Consider the following 18,159-nt stretch of genomic DNA (forward strand, 5'->3'; position numbering starts at 1 on the left):
GCCCTCCTAAAATCATATCGAAACCCCAAATAACTTTATGTAATAAGCTACTTAAGCTTTCTTTTAATTAACAAATAATAACGATAAATAATTGCTTTTAAAAATATCCCTTTTTTATAACTTCTAATAATTATAATTATTTGTCAAGTAATGTAGTTTTATTTATTTGCATCCATTAATTTTTGAATCTCTGACATGATCACTTCCGCCGCTTCTTGCGCAGATGCTTTTCGTTCCTTAAGTTCTTTCATTGAAATTGGCTGTCCATAGACGACCTTTAACTTTTTAAATGGTTGATATGTTCCAATGATCGCACAGGGAACGATTGTTGCCTCTGATCGAAGGGCAAAGAATCCTGCTCCAGCTAGCGGTTTTCTGAGTTTTCCAGTTTTACTTCTGGTACCTTCAGGAAATAAACCTAGCGTGTGACCTTCTTTTAGAATCGCCATCCCTTTTCTTAAAGCATTTCGATCGCCTATTCCCCGTTTTACCGGGAAAGCTTGAATAGCTGTTAATAATTTACCGAGTAAAAGTTTTTCAAACAATTCTTGTTTTGCCATAAAATAAATACTTCTTGGTGAAGTTATTCCAACTGTTGGTGGATCTAAATTAGAAATATGATTCGAACAAATAATAACAGGTCCCGTTTTGGGAATATTTTCTTTTCCAATTACTCGAATGCGAAATAATGGGAAAAAAATAACGGAAACTACCAATTTAGCTATTTTATATAAATTCATCATCTTTCCCTCTAACCAGCTTATTTATTTTAATAAAGGAATGAGCTTATTTAATCAATAGAAATTAGTTCCATCTAATAATTTTTCTATATAAAGTGAATCTTTAATCAGTGGAGGGCTTTTATTGCCCACTGATTGTTAGTACCGCAAGGGTATAACCTAAAAGTCTCTGAACAGAATCAGGCATTTGATTTGTAATTGATTCCTTCACTTACCCTCTAGAATCCACCTCGTAGCATGGTAAGGGTTAAACTAGAATTATAACCAAATATACTTATTTATAACTTTTCTTTTTCATTTATACTTATAAATTTGTATTTAAAAAGGAGTTACAATGACCAAAGTTGGCTAAGATCGAAGTATGCTAGCAACACGAGCTCTTAAGCTAGACGAAGATACGTTTTAAAAAGTTATCCGCTATGTACAAACGGATAGCCAATAAAAATTTCACTACGTCGACTTAACTACAATGCTAAAATTTTATCCATTTCTTTCTAATGGTATACAGAAAATTTGTCGTCATGTTTGACACACTTTTGAGCACGCCTGATAAATGCACGATTAGGAACCCTTGCTCATTATTTTGAATTAATGTAATTTACGAACCTCTTCAAGAATTCGTTCAGCTACTTCCTCAATTGTTAAAGATGTCGTATCAATTTTTACAGCATCTTCAGCCTTTATTAAAGGGGAGATCTCCCGTTTGGAATCAAGTTCATCTCTTTGTTCGATTTCTTTTTTCAATTCATTGAAATCTGTATGTATTCCTTTTCTCTTATTTTCTTCATATCTTCGTTTTGCTCGTTCTTCGACAGATGCGACTAAAAAGATTTTAACCTCTGCATCTGGTAATACATGTGTCCCAATATCACGTCCATCCATGACGACATCTTTTTCTTCTGCTAACAACTGTTGTCGTCTTACCATTTCTTTTCTAATTAATGGATGCTTCGCAACATAAGACACAGCATTCGTTACCTCGTTTGAGCGAATGGCTGTTGTGACATCTTGCCCATCAATAAATACAAGCTGACCATCTCTGCCTTGCTTCAACTCCATTATGGTTGTTTCAAGTAATTTTACAAGAGCAGCTTCTTCATTTACATTAACATCATTTTTGAGCGCTTTCCAAGTAATAGCTCGATACATCGCTCCAGTATCTATATAAATACAAGAGAGCTTTTCTGCTACGATTTTTGCTACTGTACTTTTTCCTGCTGCAGCAGGACCATCAATTGCAACCGTTATTGTTTTATTTTCCATGAATGGTATCCATTCCTCTCATACATTTCTTGCATAAAAATTAGCTGAAAAAACTTGACCGTGCCAAGTTTTATAAAAATAAGCCCTGTATTAAATAATAACATATTCATTAAATGATGGTCTATTCCTATAGCTAGGTTTTCCCTTTTTACCTAAGATTAATCTAATAATTGCTTTCTTCTTGCTTCTCTTTGCTTTTCAAAGCAATAACGGATAATAGACTGCTGCATCTTTTGATCTATATTCACATATTTAAATGCAGCGATCGTAATTCCGTTTTCTCCCTCCTTGTCAAAGACTAATTCCGCTTTTGTATGGGGATAAACGTACTGCCCACCTGCTAATGGCAATACCATCCATAACTCAACTAATTTTCCTTTTAATTTTTTATGCTTCGGTAATAAAATGGATACCCCTCCGCCACTTATATCATTTGTAACTGTCGTAAACGGCGGAAAAAGCTGATCTGGAGAATGGACAGCTATATCGACTGCTGCATCTACCCGAACGAAATTTCGCCGTTGTACGCGCTTTAATTCTTCTGGTAATGTCATTGCTAAAGCTTTTATATTTAATTTAACTTTAGCGGCTAATCTGGAACGAAAGTGATAAACGACCTCATCCTCACCTATAAAAAACACATCAAATACGGTGCCTTTATTAAAAAAAGCAGTTTTTTTCGTTTTTACATCGACAGGATAATCAATGAATAAATACTTGTCATTTTTATCGATAATTTTACACCGATACTTTTTATTTTGTTTATTGGCTTGGGTAATCAGCAACTGGAGTACCGTTCCTATTTTCATACCCATTCACCTCCATAGACCTTTATACCTATTATTACAGATATTAAAAAAAAGAGGAAGACATAACGTCATCCTCTAGCATAATTTATTTCCGATCCGGTTAGTTTTTCTACATTTTCTTCTCGACCATCTTCAGCGTTAATAAAGATTCGATAGGTCTCATTTCCCATTGTTCCAAGAAATTCATATGTTAGTACTTCTTCGCCTAAATCGTTATCAATCACAGCTAGGTATTCTTCCTGAATATCTACATTCGGGTTTACCTTTTCTTTAGCTTCCTCATTACTAATTTTCGGTTTAGGCTTTTCTCTTTCATTGTGGTTCATAAAATAATCAATCGCCGTTAAACCGAGAATTTCACCATTATCTAGGGCTACTTTTACTTCAACTGCATCTGAATAGTAACGAACACCATCTTTACTATATAGGAATGAATAAGCCCCAATATTATTATATTGTGCACTTTGAAAAACAATCATATTATTAAAATCATTTTTTTTCAAAAATACTTCTGCTTTTTTCATCCCACTATTTAAGCTAATCTTCTTTGTATTAACAGGTCGATCAATGAGGAAGGTCATTGGGTGTCCACCTTTTTGTGATAGATCCATATAAGCACTTTTCTTATTATTCCGGTAGGAAATACTATATACGGGAACATCAGCACCTTTTCCGCTTTTTGTAATTCGTATCTTTTCTTTGTTATCTATCGAAAGAATTTTTTTTGCTTTAGCTAGTGCTTCATCCTCTTTTAAAGGTTTGCCTTTTAAATTTTTAAAATGGTGTTCCCTAACGGTTTGGTTAGAGATAGATGCTTGGCCAATTCCTTCTGCAAAACCTTCTGCTTTTTTCTCCACTGTTTTAAATCCATCTATAATTGTATTATCGATTTGCTCACCTTCATTTGCTAACGCAAGCTGTACATCCATCCAACGTAAATCATTTTCTAAAGCGGTATGTTGAACTTTCCGTAATTCATCTTTAATTTCTCCAGACTGTTTATACAAATTTTCTAACGTCTTCGTTTCTTTATCCGATAACGGTTCTTTTTCAAGATCTCGTACTGCAGTACGGTATGTGAACTCACCGATATTAGCTAGGAACTCCTCGGTTTTATTAAATGGTAATAATCCTAAAGGCAATTGTCCCACATCTGATAAGGCTTCTGAAGTAACCCGCCATATCTCAACAAGCTGAGGAGATATGCGTTGCTTTGAATTCATTGCTAATGCCGAACCAATTTTATCATTTAACACATCAATTCGGTATGTTAACTCATGGAAAGCTCGTTGATACGTATTTTCCGCCTGAATGAGCACGGCATTTTTTTCCTGATGTTCTTGGTAACCCCAGACCCCTGTTCCAATAATTCCTAGGGATAATACAACAATAAGTATCCAACGAAACATTTTTATATCACCTACCTATTTACAAAAAATATGTTTACCAATTTTTTTAATTTGTGGTCTTGACCAAATCCAAGACGATGTCGCGGTATTTGGATTAAAATAATAAATAGCGTTTCCTGAAGGATCCCAACCATTTATCGCATCCAATACAGCTTCTCTTGCCGTTTCGTCTGGAGTTAACCAAATCTGTCCATCAGCAACAGCAGTAAAGGCTCTCGGTTCAAAAATAACACCAGACACCGTATTGGGAAATGTTGGACTCTCCACGCGATTTAAAATTACTGCAGCTACAGCTACTTGACCAACATAAGGTTCTCCTCTTGCCTCTCCATGAACCGCATTAGCCATTAACCGAATATCGTTTTGCGAATAACCCGGTGGTACGTTAACAGCGGTAGTATTATCTTGCTTATTTGCTTGCCCACCACCTCCAGACTGTTTTTTTCCACCACCATAATGGGTGAATTTTCTTCCTTTATTAATTTGTTCTTTTACATAGGCTTCATCATATTTACTAGCTTTAACTAACTTTTGCTTTGTTGTAGGTCCGGCTAATCCGTCAATTTCCAGACCAAACTCATACTGAAAATTACGTAATGCCCAATACGTTCCCCAGCCAAAGACACCGTCAATTTTTCCATTATAAAAACCTAAATATTGTAATCTTGCCTGCAGTTCTATAACATCATCACCTGCTGCTCCATGCTGAATAACTTGGGAACTAAAAGCATGAACTGTTTTATCCGGCTGCACATTTTGCATTCCAAGGAATAAAAAACTAACTATAAATAAGGAAATCATCAGTTTTTTATTGGTCATACATTTTCCTCCTGGTATTCATAGTATTGTCTAGATAGTTTTTGATATAATTCTTTTTTTATTCATGGTTGATTTATAATAAATAAGGTTTTACACGCTAACCTTAGGTTGTTTACTTCAGAATCATGAAGTTATAGAAAGTAAAAGAATAGTTGTAATACGTTAAGGGGGGAGGGAATATCCATGTGAATACTCCAGTTGATAATTGGATACAGATTAAAACAGAAGTGAGCGACTAAATTTAAAATATAGTCATAAGGCAACTATTTTCGAAAAATTGGTAATTCTATTTCAAACGAACCATTTTTATCCCTTACTTCCACTGACGGCAGTTCTATCTCCATTCATTCCCTTAATATACAACTAATTTAAGAAGATAATAATTATCAGGAGGTGATAAAACATGAACCATCAAACGAAATTAACAAATGAACAGATCCTTGAACAACCTTGTAATTCAGGTGACAGAAAATGTATTGGTGATCGTTGGCATGTATGTGAAGACGGTAGATGGAAACCCTCAGGTGGATATTGTCCAGATGATAGTAGTCAGAATGGTAATTGTAAATAACATGGCACCAATAGGGATATTTTTTGTTGGAGACGTATTACGAAAAGTATAATATAAATTAAAAAAGGGTCTTCCTTTATTCCTTTATTAGGAAGTCCCTTTTGTGATATCTAATGTTTCATTTGAAAAAGTTAATGTAAATTAAAATAGTTTTTAAATCCTTCATTATAATTCTTAGCGATATCGAGTGTTCCAAATAAGAGGCAATTATTCACTAAAAGATAATAGCCTTTAATTAAGCAAAATGGACATAAACATTTATAAGCAAACCACGATGTTTGTAAGAAAAACACGAAGTATTGAATAAAGTTGCGATAGTTATAAAAAGATACCTTTATCTGTTCAATCAAAGAATTCTAAATAAGTCTTTTCGATAATACTAAATGTTCATTCAAAAAGAAACGAATCCGATTTGCCCAATCTTTTTTATGGGTTCTTTTATTTATTGTAGAATAAGGATTTACGAGATGTTTTTAATTAATTTTTATCTTAAACATTAGCGACTGCTATTTGGATTTTTCTTCACAAAAAATTCCCTGTCTAAACTGTACAGAGAATTTCATTGTTTTATACATATGATACATAGCTATATTGCTGGATCATCCTCTTGTTTTTCATAGTTAGAGTAAGCTGGATACATTATAGTATTAGCAATTTTCATTCGATGTAAAGAAAGGAGCCACAAACCAATCATGAATGGCGCTAAGATTATGACCCAATTATCTTTAAGTTGGGTAAGAATATAGTTATAGGTTCCATGTAATAAATAAGGCATGAGGAAGGCTAAAAACAATGTCCTACGCTTATGAACAGAAAATATTTTCGCTTTTCCAAAATAGTACCCCATAATAACTCCGAAAAGTGCATGTGAGGAAACAGGGAAAAAGGCCCGAATAAATGCATATTTAATACCATTTGTAAATAAGTATAAAATATTCTCTAGTGTTGCAAACCCAAGGCTAATAGCTACTGCATAAACAATACCATCGTAATGTGCATCGAATTCAGAATGGTGGTAAATAGCATACATAAAAATAAACCATTTAAAAAACTCTTCCAATAAGCCAACAACTAGAAACGATTCAACAAACGGATTTGTTACAACACCTTCCGTTTGCAACACATACTGAATAAACATAATAGGAAAAACAAGCAACATCCCTAAAATAAAGGTACGAATAATTAATGCTAGTGGTTCCGTAACACGATCTTTTAAATAAAAAAATGACATTAAGGCTAATGCCGGTGCAACTCCAGCTGATAAAATAGTAAACATAGCTTACAAACCTCTTTCCCTAATACCATTATCGTTTCATCTAACCGATATAATTAAAAACAGACAGAAGATAAGCATTTACTGGCTTTGCACATTTGTAACCAACATTAAGTTCTAAAGTGGATTAAATATTTCAGATATATTTGGATGGTTACTAGCTAACCCCACCATTAGCTTCATTCTGGCTTTTTTACTATCATAATCTCTTCCAAGAATAACTCCAGCTTTTTTTAAATCAAACGCGCTTCCTTCATAATCATAAGTCGTATAAACTTCCCCCTCCACAGCAGAAGTAGTAATAACTACAATAATTCCAGCTTGAATGCACTGTTTTATTTCTCCCATCATTGCAGGTGTTACTTGACCTCTGCCGACACCTTCTAAAACTATTCCATCAACATTAGCTTCTCTAGCTGCTCTTACATATTTATCATCAGCACCCATATAACACTTAATAATATCAACTTCAGGTAATGATGACTTCAACTCATAAAACTCATTGACTAAAGGTTTCTGGAAAATGTACACTGCTTCATTATCAATAATTCCAAGATAACCAAAGCCGAATGAATTAAAGCCTTGAACATTGGAAGCATGTTCCTTTTTTACATAACGAGAATGAAAAATACGTTCATTAAAAACGACTACAACACCGACATGATATAAATCCTCACTACACGCTGCGAGAATAGCATGCTTTATATTTATAAAAGCATCTGTTCCTACTTCACCAGGTGAACGCTGTGATCCAGTAAAAACAATTGGTTTTTTATGATTGGTTATTAAATTAATAAAATAAGATGACTCTTCTAATGTATCTGTTCCTTGAGTAACAACTACTCCAGATACATCATCCTTTCTTAAATAAAGATCGATCCGCTCTTTCAATGTTAATAGATCATCAAAGGTTAGATGCATACTTGCCTTTTGTAACATCGACTCTACTTCTACATTTATGTCTGCTGGTATATCACAGTATTGAACAATTTCTTCTCCTGTAATAACTCCAGATTCTAATAACCCTGTGTCTTCCTTCTTTTTACTTGCAATTGTGCCACCAGTAGCAATTAAAACCACTTTTTTTCGTTTCATAAGGCAACACCCACTTATCTAATTTTTTACTAATCACCTTTTTATGAAAAGTACTCTTTTCTAGCATATTTGTTTTGTCGAATCCAGTCAATTAAAAGGGAATGTTTGTACGGAATAAGAAAGTCCTTCCTCAAGTATTGACCAACAAAAAAAGTATAGTATAACCAAAATGACTAAGACACAAATACTTAGGGTGAAATGATGTCAAATTGCTTTAAGAAAAACATCTTTATTCAACTTTTTGGTAGTGGAATTTATTAAATAAAAATGCATGGATTTAAAAACATTCATTGAAGCTATTCGTAAGTCTGAAGGAATTGGCATGCCGTTGTTGCAGTGAAGTATTTTTCTTGCGCTTAAAAACATAATGTATTACTATGGCTATCGAAGTTTATCTGTCAACGAATCGGATATTTTATGTACCGCTCTTTTCTGATTTTCTTAAGTGGTTATGGCACTTTTGATAGGGTGAAAAGGAGGAATGAAAATGAGTTTACTTACCATTCTTAATTTGGTAAATAATATGATGATCAGTTTGCTGTGAGTAATCTGAATTTGCAGATAAAACTTGGAGATATTTACGATTTACTCCGTCTCAACAGGCAGGAAAATCCCCATCATTCACGCTGTTACAAGACTTTTAGAATTGATGAAGGAAAGATTATTTTTGAAGATGGAAAAACATTCATCATTGGTATAGGTACATTCATCGGACTTGTTCTACAGAAGTTATATTTCTATCCTTATATAACAGTTCAAGAGAATATCGAATTCTTTTGTTCATTATAGAGGTTGTTCAAAAAGTACGCTAAAAATGGCATATCAAATTTCTTCGCACGTTAGAACGGATAAAATGTTAGGTTGGTTCATTCAACGTAGTTAAAAATTTTTAAGTTCTACATATACGTGCAACAAGGCTTTTTGCTCTTCGCTTACTGCTAGCCAAGTTTTCTTTATTGGCTAGTTTCTCCGTTCCTTGGAAAAGAAAAACACTTTTCCTACGCGGAAATGAGTCTCAATGAAGTAATGCTCGTGCTTATGTATCTATATACTGCATACACTCCAGCTATTCGAAACTCTGCCGCCTTGAACTTCGACTAGATAGGGCATACTTGTGTTGGTGTTGCAACAGGATAAAGAAAGCTTCTTGAATAAACATCACGATTTATCAAGTATGCTTCGACAGCAATACACCGTACGCAGAAAAAGCACTTTGCTGCCTGAGACCTATAAACGACCTTGGTCTGCTTAACGTTTTTATATAGCTATAATAAATCTGAATTAAAGCTACAAACTGAAAAAGCTACGGAAATAGCCGATTAAACAGGCGGACAAGAAATTATACGTATCACAAATGAAGCACTTAGTTAGAAGCAACCTTTCTATTAAATGAAAGGGCTTTTGATACTTTATTCTTTTCTAAAAAAATTTATGACAATTCATATATCATAAAGCCAATGTCATGTTTGTGTTTATCATTCCCCTTTATCCTTAATCCTTGCGGGAAGATATTCCGCAAGGATTAAGTTATCAGCTCAAACCTCTCGCCCTAGGGTTTATAATTTACTAGAAACAGAATCAGCAATTTTCCCTCCGTGAAAACGTCCATTTTCGATGAAAATTTTATTGTTATTAAAACCTGCTGCTACAACACCAGCTATATATAGGCCTGCGATATTAGTCTCATACGTTTCTTCATTATAAAAAGGCTCTCCTGTTTTAGGATCTACTTCGATCCCACAGGAGGTAAGAAAGCCAATATCCGGTCGGTAACCAGTCATGGCAAATACAAAGTCGTTACGAATCTCCTTTTCCTCATTACCAACTTTGTAAAATACAGCGTTATCTGTAATTTTACAAACCATAGCATGGAAAATCATATTTACTTTTTCTTTTTGAACAAGTGAATCAAATTCTGGCAGAATCCAAGGCTTTATGCTTTCTGAATATTGACCACCACGATATAATACCGTGACATAAGCTCCTGCTTTATGCAATTCCATTGCCGCATCGACTGCTGAATTTTTTCCGCCGATGACAACAACATTCTTTTTAAAGTATGGGTGTGCTTCTTTAAAATAATGCGAAACCTTTGGTAATTCTTCTCCAGGTATATTTAACATATTTGGTTGACCGTAATATCCCGTAGCTATGACAACATAATCTGCTAAATATTCCTGTTTTGTAGTTACTACATGAAAACGATCTTCCACTCGATTAACAGTTATAACTGTTTCAAACGTATGAATACGTAATTCTTTACGTTCAGCGACAGCTCGGTAATATGCAAGTGCTTGATTACGCACAGGCTTATGTTTTTCAGTAATAAAAGCAACATCGCCAATTTCTAACCTATCACTGGAACTAAAAAAGGTCTGATGGGTAGGATAACGATAGATTGCATCTACAATATTACCTTTCTCAATAATTAATGGTTGAACCCCTAATTTTTGTAACTCAATAGCTGCAGACATTCCGCAAGGCCCACTGCCAACGACAATCACTTTTTCTTGTTGCATATACTTAACCCTTCTTTCTATCTATAAGTCTGACTAAATTCGCTATTTTTTTCTTATCTTACATCTGTACATAAAAGCTTTCTTCTAATAGAAAAAACTCTTATCTAACTATACAAGATAAGAGTTTTTTCGTCATCTATTCGTGCTTATCTAATTTGTTATTTATACCCAACCGCGAAATCTTGAAGCTTCTGCCATTTTCCGAACACCAATCATATAAGCAGCTAGACGCATATCAACTCGTCTTGTTTCCGCAGTATTATAAATCGAATTAAATGCCTTAATCATAATCTCGTGGAGCTTCTTATCAATTTCTTCTTCAGACCAATAATAGCCTTGGTTATTTTGTACCCATTCAAAATAAGAAACGGTTACTCCACCAGCTGAGGCTAGTACGTCAGGTACTAACAAAATTCCGCGTTCTGTCAAAATTTTTGTGGCTTCCATTGTTGTAGGACCATTGGCTGCTTCAACAACAATACCGGCTTTAATATTGTGAGCATTTTCTTCTGTGATTTGGTTCTCAACAGCTGCAGGCACTAAAATGTCACATTCCTTTTCAAGCAATTCTTTATTGGTAATGGTGTTATTAAACAATTTGGTTACGGTTCCAAAGCTGTCTCTACGATCTAACAAATAGTCAATATCAAGGCCTTCCGAATCATAAAGAGCGCCATAAGCATCAGATATTCCTACAACTTTTGCACCAGCATCATGCAAAAATTTAGACAGAAAACTACCAGCGTTTCCAAATCCTTGAATGATTACACTTGCGCCTTTAACATCAATGCCTCTTTTTTTCGCAGCTTCATTGATACAAATTGTAACACCTTTCGCAGTTGCAGATTCCCTACCATGTGAACCGCCAAGAACTATTGGTTTACCAGTTATAAAGCCAGGACTATTAAATTCATCAATACGGCTATATTCATCCATCATCCAAGCCATGATTTGTGAATTTGTAAATACATCTGGTGCTGGGATATCTTTTGTTGGTCCGACAATTTGGCTAATTGCCCGGACATACCCCCTGCTTAATCCTTCCAGCTCGCGGAAAGACATTTCACGAGGATCACAAATGATACCGCCCTTTCCACCACCATATGGTAAATCAACAATTCCGGCTTTTAAGCTCATCCAAATAGATAATGCTTTTACTTCATCTTCTGTCACGTCCGGATGAAATCGAACTCCACCTTTTGTCGGTCCAACGGAATCATTGTGTTGTGCACGATATCCAGTAAATACTTTAATCGAACCATCATCCATCCGTACAGGGATACGAACTGTCATCATACGAATCGGATCTTTGAATAATTCATAGACCTCCTCAGGGTAACCCAATTTCTCCAATGCAGTTTTTACAACAGCTCGTGTTGAACTTAAAATATCCATTTTCTCTTTCACTTCTTTGGTAGAATCTGCTGCGTTATCGGCTACCATGAATTTACCTCCTAGAATATCTCAAAATAATAGTTAATAGAAGATGTTCAAAAGGTTTGGTAAAAGTGACGCAAAGAAATCCTTATTGGCTTTTTTCTCCAGCTCCTGAATTTGTTTTATGGTTGTTTAGTCTATCATTTCAGGAGTTAAGTAGATGACATTGTAATACTACCCCTTTTCCGATTGTAAGCGCCTTCTTAGAGCAGGAATCTTCTAAATACTTCATCTGCAAGAAACACTTAAACGGTTTTGCTAATTAAAGCTTACGCCATTAAAACCTCTCCGTCCTTTTTAATCCCCCTTATTTGAACATACAATATAGCTGTACTCAGACATTAGTATACACTTTCACTGTAAATATGCAATAAAATTACTCTAATTTTTCACAACGAAAATTTGTTAGATTAATTTCATTGCTTTAGCAGCTAGTAACTTGACTTTATTATGCTTACGTATTTGCCTTCATAACAGCAATTATCCAATAGATATCGTAACATTTTATAAAGAAACCTTCTAGTCCATTCTCTAATTTATTGGATAAATAAAAAACGAAATGCAACTCGCAATAAAGTTTAACACAGTTTTATTACATGATAGTTACATATTGTCATAAGAAAGTACTAGAAATATATTTTCTCTAAGGGAAGTTCTTATTCGATTATTTCTATTTATCTACTTCAATAAAAAACTAATGAAAAGTAAAGTTAATAACTATAAAGCAAGCCCATGGTCACGAGATCCGAAATTAGCGTTTAGAATAAAATAATTGAATAATTTTCTTGACAGCTCCTTCAGAAAAAATTTCTTTTCCGTATTCCTGTAGCCGATGTGTTGTCAAAATGCTAGGTTGAGCAAATTCAGACATTATAGCAATGATATCCTCCCGGTTTGCACCATTTAATTCATGATCATTTAATAGCATATAATACGTATGGTTCATATAATATAACTTTCCCCCCTCAACGGTTAAGGCAGATAAATAGGAAGCGACATCGATGACATTTTCAAAATCATGAAAAGAAAATAACATTTTTTTATTTTCATCTAACGTAACTTTCATTTCTACAAAATCAGTATCAAAAACTGCATCAGAAAATTTTTGCGTTACAATAACATGCATGCCCTGTGCTTGCATTAGATGGACTTGAACAAGGAGTGCCCCTTCCAAATCAAAACCTAATTCTGAACTTGCTTCATACATCATATCACTAAACAACTTTCGAACGTTTGATCCGTCATACCATAAATCATCTTTTGTAAATCCACGTTCAATTAAATCATCAAATGTTAAAAAAATAGTAAATTGATTATTAGACACTCTCTCAAATCGCATATTGTAACCTCCTCCAATTGCTGCTTAAGCAGCATCGATAATGATATATAAAGAAAAAACTTCATTCGGTAGGGCTTTTGCTGATAAGAGATAGAACGAGGTCTAAGATTTCAGGAATCCTTGAAAAATCGCACGAGGTGTGGCCGTTGTAGCTTTCCCTGTCCTTGAAAAAACACGATGCGTTACTGCCGTAGCTTCTCTGTCCTATCGACCCGAATGAATCAGGCATTTATTATCTCCCACTTATACTTCTTCATATTCTCTACAGCTATTGAAGTAGGAGTCTTACAGAACCTTAGCTGTATAATTATTGTTCACTAGTTTAATAATTTTAGAACACCATTATTCTCTTTATACATCCTATGCTTATTAAGCTGTTGTTGAACATGGGCATCTTATTTTTTATACAGTTTTACGAAGATTTCTTAAATAACATATATTTTCAAAGTCCTATCTTCAAAATTAAACACCGTAAAAAATCTCAGAAAAGCTGGCAAATAACTCATCACCAAGAAAGAGATAAGCCATGATTAAAATGGCTAAAAGAACCAAAATGATAAATGCTAGTCTACGAAAGGGAACACTTATTTTTATTCGAGTTGGTTGTCCCTTATTATTATGAACTTCGCTTCGTGGTGGTAAATTGAGAATGTCTGTATCCCTCTCAATTTCCTCATCAATCATTAATTCTCTGCTTTCGTTTTGCTTATCATCATCTGCAACTACCATATTTCGTAACTCTTTTGCTTGGTCGTCTTGATTATGCTTTTCTTCATTCACCTCGTCCACACCTCTCTTTTAAATCGAATGAAAAATCCTAATAAACAATCGACAATAAAATGAGCAACCATCGTTACAACTAAGTTTTCCGTTAAATAAAACAGATAACCAAGATAAAAACTAACGAAAAGTACAGATATAAGTAATACAGGTTTCTTTAAATAGCGAAAATGAACCAACGCAAACAACAGGCTGGCAAACCAATACCCAAACGACGTTTGCAGCACACCACGAAATAATAGCTCCTCAGAAACAGCGACTAACAGTGAAAAAACAAGGATAAACCAAATTGGCTGTTCAGCAAATATTTTTTCATTAATTCCACCGTCATCATAATATTTTGCTGGCAGAAGATATGTCAAGATTAAATCAATGGAAACAATAACCAAACCAGGTAGTACTCCATAAAAGAGGATTTCCTTTATCTGCCATTGAAACAATTGCAACCATTGAGCGGTGAATGATTCAAATAGAGCAAAGCTAAGGACGAGGCTTATTAAGATGAAAATAATTTGCGATAGAGTAAGTTGCTTTCGCAATTCTTGATTGTCCATACGCAATATCAGTTCACGTTGTTTCATTTGCTCCTCCGATTAATAGTTTATTTTTAAGCTGCTCCTGCCAAGAATAAGTATTCCCTTTGCGCCTTGTTTGTTGTGGTTGCCAATCTTTCCAGGAAAATCCACAATTGCTGCAGCATTGAAATACTGGGGGTTGATAAGAAGATTGAAATCCCTTATACAAATGTTTACGCAAGCAGTCTTGCTGATAAATCCAATCAATGATTTCAGCTAATTTTGCTTGTTTTATCATCGTTCGTTTTTCAATATATGTATATATTTGCTTAAAAGCATGGTCCCATGTCTCCTGCTGAAAATGTATGCTATTATGTTTAATAATACCATGATTTTCTAAATGATACTTGATAAATCGCCATTGAACTTCATTTATATCAAAGCAATTTACAACTTCTTCTTCCTTAATTGGTAGAGGTTTGTCTGCATCATCTAATACCTTTAACTTGTTAAATACGAATACTAATTCTTGCTTGGAAGGAAGTTCTCGGCTAATGATATGTTTTGGTAGCTGAATGTCTTTATTTGAATATAATAATAGGCTGACACTTGCTTCTCCATCTCTTCCAGCCCTGCCAATTTCTTGAATGTACGCTTCCAGTTGTGTTGTTAAATGATAATGAATAACTAAATGAATATTAGACTTATTAATCCCCATTCCAAAAGCACTCGTACAACAGATAATATCCAATTGATCATTCATAAACTGTTGCTGTATCGTAATACGGTCTTGTTGCTCCATTCCCCCGTGATATACAGCGATGCGAAGATCTAAGCTAGAAGCTAACTCCTGTGCAACTTCTTCTGCTGCTTGCCTGCTGGAAAAATACACTAAGGAGGGAACCCGATATTGGCTAAACAACCGTTTCATAATAACTAGCTTTTCATCTTCGTTTTCTACTTGTTCTACACTAAAAGCAATATTAGGTCGATCCATTGGATAGATGTGCTTAACAAATTCCTTACCTCCTAATGCATATATAATGTCCTCTTGTACCTTTGGTGTAGCTGTAGCACTCAGCGCTAAAACAGGGGGGGATTTACAAGCCATAATTACTTCCTGCAATTTCAAATAGTCCGGTCTAAATTCATGTCCCCATTGAGATATACAATGTGCTTCATCAATAACAAACAAGCTTACCTTTAAATTTCTTAATCTTCCTTGTACATATTGTTGCTGCAGAAGTTCTGGTGAAACATAAATTAGTCTGTAGGTGTGGAGTTTACGTAAAACACTATTCCTCATCTCCCGATTCATAAAGCTGTTAATCGCTGTAACCTGTTTAAATTGCTTCGCTTTTAACTGTTTCACTTGATCAATCATAAGAGAAATAAGCGGAGATACAACAATTGTAGTCCCGTTTAGTAGCTTTGCAGGCAGTTGATAACAAATCGATTTACCAGATCCTGTTGGTAGAATTCCTAAAACATTTTTTCCAGCTAAAATATCACGAATTATCTCTGCTTGTCCTCGACGGAAAGAAGAGTAGCCAAAATTTTGCTGTAATTGCTCTTGTAAAAAAGTGGTTTCAACTTGCAACCTATTCCCTCACTTTCTCCGTATTTTTTAACGTTTAGGAAACTACATCCGTTTTTGCATGGTGGATAACTTTTTTAAAATATAGCTTCGTCATCTAGCTTAAGCGCTTCTAACTTTTGCTCCACCGCCAACACTAAGCGGATTTGAAAATACGATATATGGCTTGGCACGAGTTCTTTTATTAGTTTCAATTTATAAGAACGCACTATTTTGAAAGCTTCGGTTACCAAATGATAATCTTCATCAGAGACGTAGCGATCAATCGGAAAAGCTTCTTCATATAGTGCTATTTCTACAACATGATCATATATCGTATTGACTTTCAATCTCCTTTTTTCAGCGATTTCCTCAATAGAATAACCCACTTTCAGCAATTGATCGGTAGTCTGAGCAGATGCCGTTATTTGTGAAGTTACCATATCTTCAATTACCTTGGTTAAAATGGGGAAATGATCTCTATTTGCTTTTATTCGTTGAATCATATGATGGATAATAGCCGTAAGCATCAACTGTACATCGATGGCAGACATTTGATAATCGCCTGCCAATTGATAGATACTCTTCCCGTAATCCTTAAAGCTAGTTAAACGTTCAACAAAAAGTTTTGCTAGTTTATCTGGGAAATCACATAATAATTTAAATAATTCTTGATATAAGTTGGATAAAAATAGATCTAAGGAGGATTTGATTTTTTGATACTGCTGTTTTACCCAATGTTCTACCTGTGGATTTTCCACAACAGGTATGAATTGAAAATAACTCATTTTAGCATTTGTAGCGGTCTGAATGATTAGATGTAATCGATCGGAAAAAAGTCTGGCTATACTGCTGTATTGTAATCCATGAAACCATGTTAAATAAAGGCCGGGTTCATTTTTATGCAGCCAAAGACTGCCATGTTTTGTTAACATATATACTTGTTCATCATGATGGATTTCTTTGATCATTTCTTGCTCTGTTAAAGCAGTAATCATTTGATCAAACTGTGACTTCGGTAGATGTTGGCATACAGAAAAATATGCTTGCAAATGGTATAAATGGATATCCTGTACGGTTTGGATCGACTTTTTCCCTGTTACTATATGATAAACTGCGGAAATAGATCTTTCTGTTTGCAACTTAGACAGACAGCTCAGTATAATTCCTTCTAAAATCAATGATCACTCCTCCAATTCTATAAAACACATTATAGCATTTTTTACACATCTAATGTGCCGTATTTTGTCTCGTTTGAAAAATCTGTATATTATTCTGTAACTATTTTGAGAGAAACGTAACCCCAATGCTCGATTCGTTCAGATCGACAGGACAAGGAAAGCTTAATATGGTATTATACCAAGAAAAACGCTTTCTCTTTTTTAAGACGTGGATCCCAAAGACGTTGAAAACTTAGCCTTTGATCCACTGCTTCAAGAAGAAAAACAATCCTTCAAAAATAATTCACTTATCTACTATCCGCAGCATTGAAAAATGATTATATGGAGTATAAACTTAGAAGGGAATTTCACTAAAGGAGATAACAACATGACTTATTATACTAGAATTGACAGAGAAAAATGCATCGCTTGTGGCGCCTGCATAATGGCAGCACCTGAGCTTTATGATTGTGACGATGATTGTCTCGCCTATTCCTTAAAAGATCGCAATCAAGGAATAACTCCCGTTTGTGAACCCTTGATTGAAGCAATGTTTGATGCACATGATGGTTGTCCAACAGATTCAGTAAAAATCGCTAAACAACCTTTCCATGGGTTATCATTAGATGACGAATAATCTATTTACCAATCCAAATTAGAACAGAAATGCTACGATAGCAACATAACATAATTTTTCAAGGGCAAGAGAGTCTTTGGCATAAATATGCCATATTTTTTAAAGTGATACCTGAGTTTTTAGCCGTTATTCCACTTCAAGGAGAAAAGTACTCCTTGAAGTAAGCTTCACTTTATCTTGTCAAAAGTTCCCCAGTTTTGTACATCTACCTAGCGCC

Annotated in this window: 16 protein-coding genes; 2 read left to right on the top strand and 14 right to left on the bottom strand. The window is 34.6% G+C overall.

All coding sequences use genetic code 11. From position 1 onward, the window contains the following. Window positions 1-158 precede the first annotated feature (158 nt). The 5 genes from BN1066_RS17040 to sleB form a co-directional block, all read right to left on the bottom strand. Window positions 159-740, bottom strand: coding sequence for a lysophospholipid acyltransferase family protein (locus BN1066_RS17040; RefSeq protein ID WP_077320632.1), 582 nt, complete (start codon window positions 738-740; stop codon window positions 159-161). Window positions 741-1,328: 588 nt separating this feature from the next. Next, entirely contained in the window at window positions 1,329-2,003 is a 675-nt protein-coding gene (cmk, locus tag BN1066_RS17045; protein WP_077320633.1) for a (d)CMP kinase, read from the bottom strand. 158 nt (window positions 2,004-2,161) lie between these two features. Continuing rightward, window positions 2,162-2,812, bottom strand: coding sequence for a flagellar brake protein (locus BN1066_RS17050; protein ID WP_179104424.1), 651 nt, complete (start codon window positions 2,810-2,812; stop codon window positions 2,162-2,164). Window positions 2,813-2,880: 68 nt separating this feature from the next. Then, window positions 2,881-4,221, bottom strand: coding sequence for a germination protein YpeB (gene ypeB, locus BN1066_RS17055; RefSeq protein WP_077320637.1), 1,341 nt, complete (start codon window positions 4,219-4,221; stop codon window positions 2,881-2,883). 15 nt (window positions 4,222-4,236) lie between these two features. Then, the gene (sleB, locus tag BN1066_RS17060) at window positions 4,237-4,983 is read right to left on the bottom strand and encodes a spore cortex-lytic enzyme (protein WP_245799854.1); all 747 of its coding nucleotides are present in this window, start codon (window positions 4,981-4,983) and stop codon (window positions 4,237-4,239) included. Window positions 4,984-5,443: 460 nt separating this feature from the next. On the opposite strand from sleB, the gene BN1066_RS20375 reads away from it, so the two are divergent. Continuing rightward, a complete protein-coding gene (locus BN1066_RS20375; protein ID WP_179104425.1) occupies window positions 5,444-5,611 on the top strand; it encodes a hypothetical protein in 168 nt (55 codons plus the stop codon). A 586-nt stretch (window positions 5,612-6,197) separates the two neighbouring features. Here the strand turns inward: BN1066_RS20375 and prsW are convergent. The 9 genes from prsW to BN1066_RS17105 form a co-directional block, all read right to left on the bottom strand. Further along, window positions 6,198-6,887, bottom strand: coding sequence for a glutamic-type intramembrane protease PrsW (prsW, locus tag BN1066_RS17065; RefSeq protein WP_077320641.1), 690 nt, complete (start codon window positions 6,885-6,887; stop codon window positions 6,198-6,200). Between the two features lie 114 nt (window positions 6,888-7,001). Beyond that, the gene (locus tag BN1066_RS17070) at window positions 7,002-7,979 is read right to left on the bottom strand and encodes an asparaginase (RefSeq protein ID WP_077320643.1); all 978 of its coding nucleotides are present in this window, start codon (window positions 7,977-7,979) and stop codon (window positions 7,002-7,004) included. A 1,556-nt stretch (window positions 7,980-9,535) separates the two neighbouring features. Then, window positions 9,536-10,498, bottom strand: a complete 963-nt coding sequence (locus tag BN1066_RS17075) for a YpdA family putative bacillithiol disulfide reductase (RefSeq protein WP_077320645.1) — start codon at window positions 10,496-10,498, stop codon at window positions 9,536-9,538. A 162-nt stretch (window positions 10,499-10,660) separates the two neighbouring features. Further along, complete coding sequence (locus tag BN1066_RS17080) at window positions 10,661-11,941, bottom strand: Glu/Leu/Phe/Val family dehydrogenase (RefSeq protein WP_077320647.1); 1,281 nt, start codon at window positions 11,939-11,941, stop codon at window positions 10,661-10,663. 745 nt (window positions 11,942-12,686) lie between these two features. Further along, entirely contained in the window at window positions 12,687-13,274 is a 588-nt protein-coding gene (locus BN1066_RS17085; RefSeq protein ID WP_077320649.1) for a genetic competence negative regulator, read from the bottom strand. 462 nt (window positions 13,275-13,736) lie between these two features. Continuing rightward, window positions 13,737-14,054 (bottom strand): hypothetical protein, encoded by a 318-nt coding sequence (locus BN1066_RS17090; RefSeq protein ID WP_077320651.1) that lies wholly within the window; start codon window positions 14,052-14,054, stop codon window positions 13,737-13,739. Then, window positions 14,051-14,635, bottom strand: a complete 585-nt coding sequence (locus BN1066_RS17095; RefSeq protein ID WP_077320653.1) for a CPBP family intramembrane glutamic endopeptidase — start codon at window positions 14,633-14,635, stop codon at window positions 14,051-14,053. The genes BN1066_RS17090 and BN1066_RS17095 overlap by 4 nt, the downstream gene beginning before the upstream one ends. After that, the gene (locus BN1066_RS17100) at window positions 14,622-16,169 is read right to left on the bottom strand and encodes a RecQ family ATP-dependent DNA helicase (protein ID WP_077320655.1); all 1,548 of its coding nucleotides are present in this window, start codon (window positions 16,167-16,169) and stop codon (window positions 14,622-14,624) included. The genes BN1066_RS17095 and BN1066_RS17100 overlap by 14 nt, the downstream gene beginning before the upstream one ends. A gap of 74 nt (window positions 16,170-16,243) precedes the next feature. Next, window positions 16,244-17,326 (bottom strand): YpbB family protein, encoded by a 1,083-nt coding sequence (locus BN1066_RS17105; protein WP_077320657.1) that lies wholly within the window; start codon window positions 17,324-17,326, stop codon window positions 16,244-16,246. A 367-nt stretch (window positions 17,327-17,693) separates the two neighbouring features. Here BN1066_RS17105 and BN1066_RS17110 point away from each other — a divergent pair, with 367 nt between their 5' ends. Further along, window positions 17,694-17,942: a ferredoxin gene (locus BN1066_RS17110; protein ID WP_077320659.1), complete on the top strand. Its 249-nt coding sequence runs from the start codon at window positions 17,694-17,696 to the stop codon at window positions 17,940-17,942. The last annotated feature ends 217 nt before the right edge of the window (window positions 17,943-18,159 follow it).

Source organism: Virgibacillus proomii, assembly GCF_900162615.1.
Taxonomy (GTDB): domain Bacteria; phylum Bacillota; class Bacilli; order Bacillales; family Amphibacillaceae; genus Virgibacillus; species Virgibacillus proomii.

Coding starts and splice junctions, on each gene's coding strand:
- BN1066_RS17085 (WP_077320649.1), bottom strand. CDS start 13,274: ATGCGATTTGAGAGAGTGTCTAATAATCAATTTACTATTTTTTTAACA.
- BN1066_RS17095 (WP_077320653.1), bottom strand. CDS start 14,635: ATGAAACAACGTGAACTGATATTGCGTATGGACAATCAAGAATTGCGA.
- ypeB (WP_077320637.1), bottom strand. CDS start 4,221: ATGTTTCGTTGGATACTTATTGTTGTATTATCCCTAGGAATTATTGGA.
- cmk (WP_077320633.1), bottom strand. CDS start 2,003: ATGGAAAATAAAACAATAACGGTTGCAATTGATGGTCCTGCTGCAGCA.
- BN1066_RS17050 (WP_179104424.1), bottom strand. CDS start 2,812: ATGAAAATAGGAACGGTACTCCAGTTGCTGATTACCCAAGCCAATAAA.
- BN1066_RS17040 (WP_077320632.1), bottom strand. CDS start 740: ATGAATTTATATAAAATAGCTAAATTGGTAGTTTCCGTTATTTTTTTC.
- BN1066_RS17080 (WP_077320647.1), bottom strand. CDS start 11,941: ATGGTAGCCGATAACGCAGCAGATTCTACCAAAGAAGTGAAAGAGAAA.
- sleB (WP_245799854.1), bottom strand. CDS start 4,983: ATGCAAAATGTGCAGCCGGATAAAACAGTTCATGCTTTTAGTTCCCAA.
- BN1066_RS17110 (WP_077320659.1), top strand. CDS start 17,694: ATGACTTATTATACTAGAATTGACAGAGAAAAATGCATCGCTTGTGGC.
- prsW (WP_077320641.1), bottom strand. CDS start 6,887: ATGTTTACTATTTTATCAGCTGGAGTTGCACCGGCATTAGCCTTAATG.
- BN1066_RS17070 (WP_077320643.1), bottom strand. CDS start 7,979: ATGAAACGAAAAAAAGTGGTTTTAATTGCTACTGGTGGCACAATTGCA.
- BN1066_RS17075 (WP_077320645.1), bottom strand. CDS start 10,498: ATGCAACAAGAAAAAGTGATTGTCGTTGGCAGTGGGCCTTGCGGAATG.
- BN1066_RS20375 (WP_179104425.1), top strand. CDS start 5,444: ATGAACCATCAAACGAAATTAACAAATGAACAGATCCTTGAACAACCT.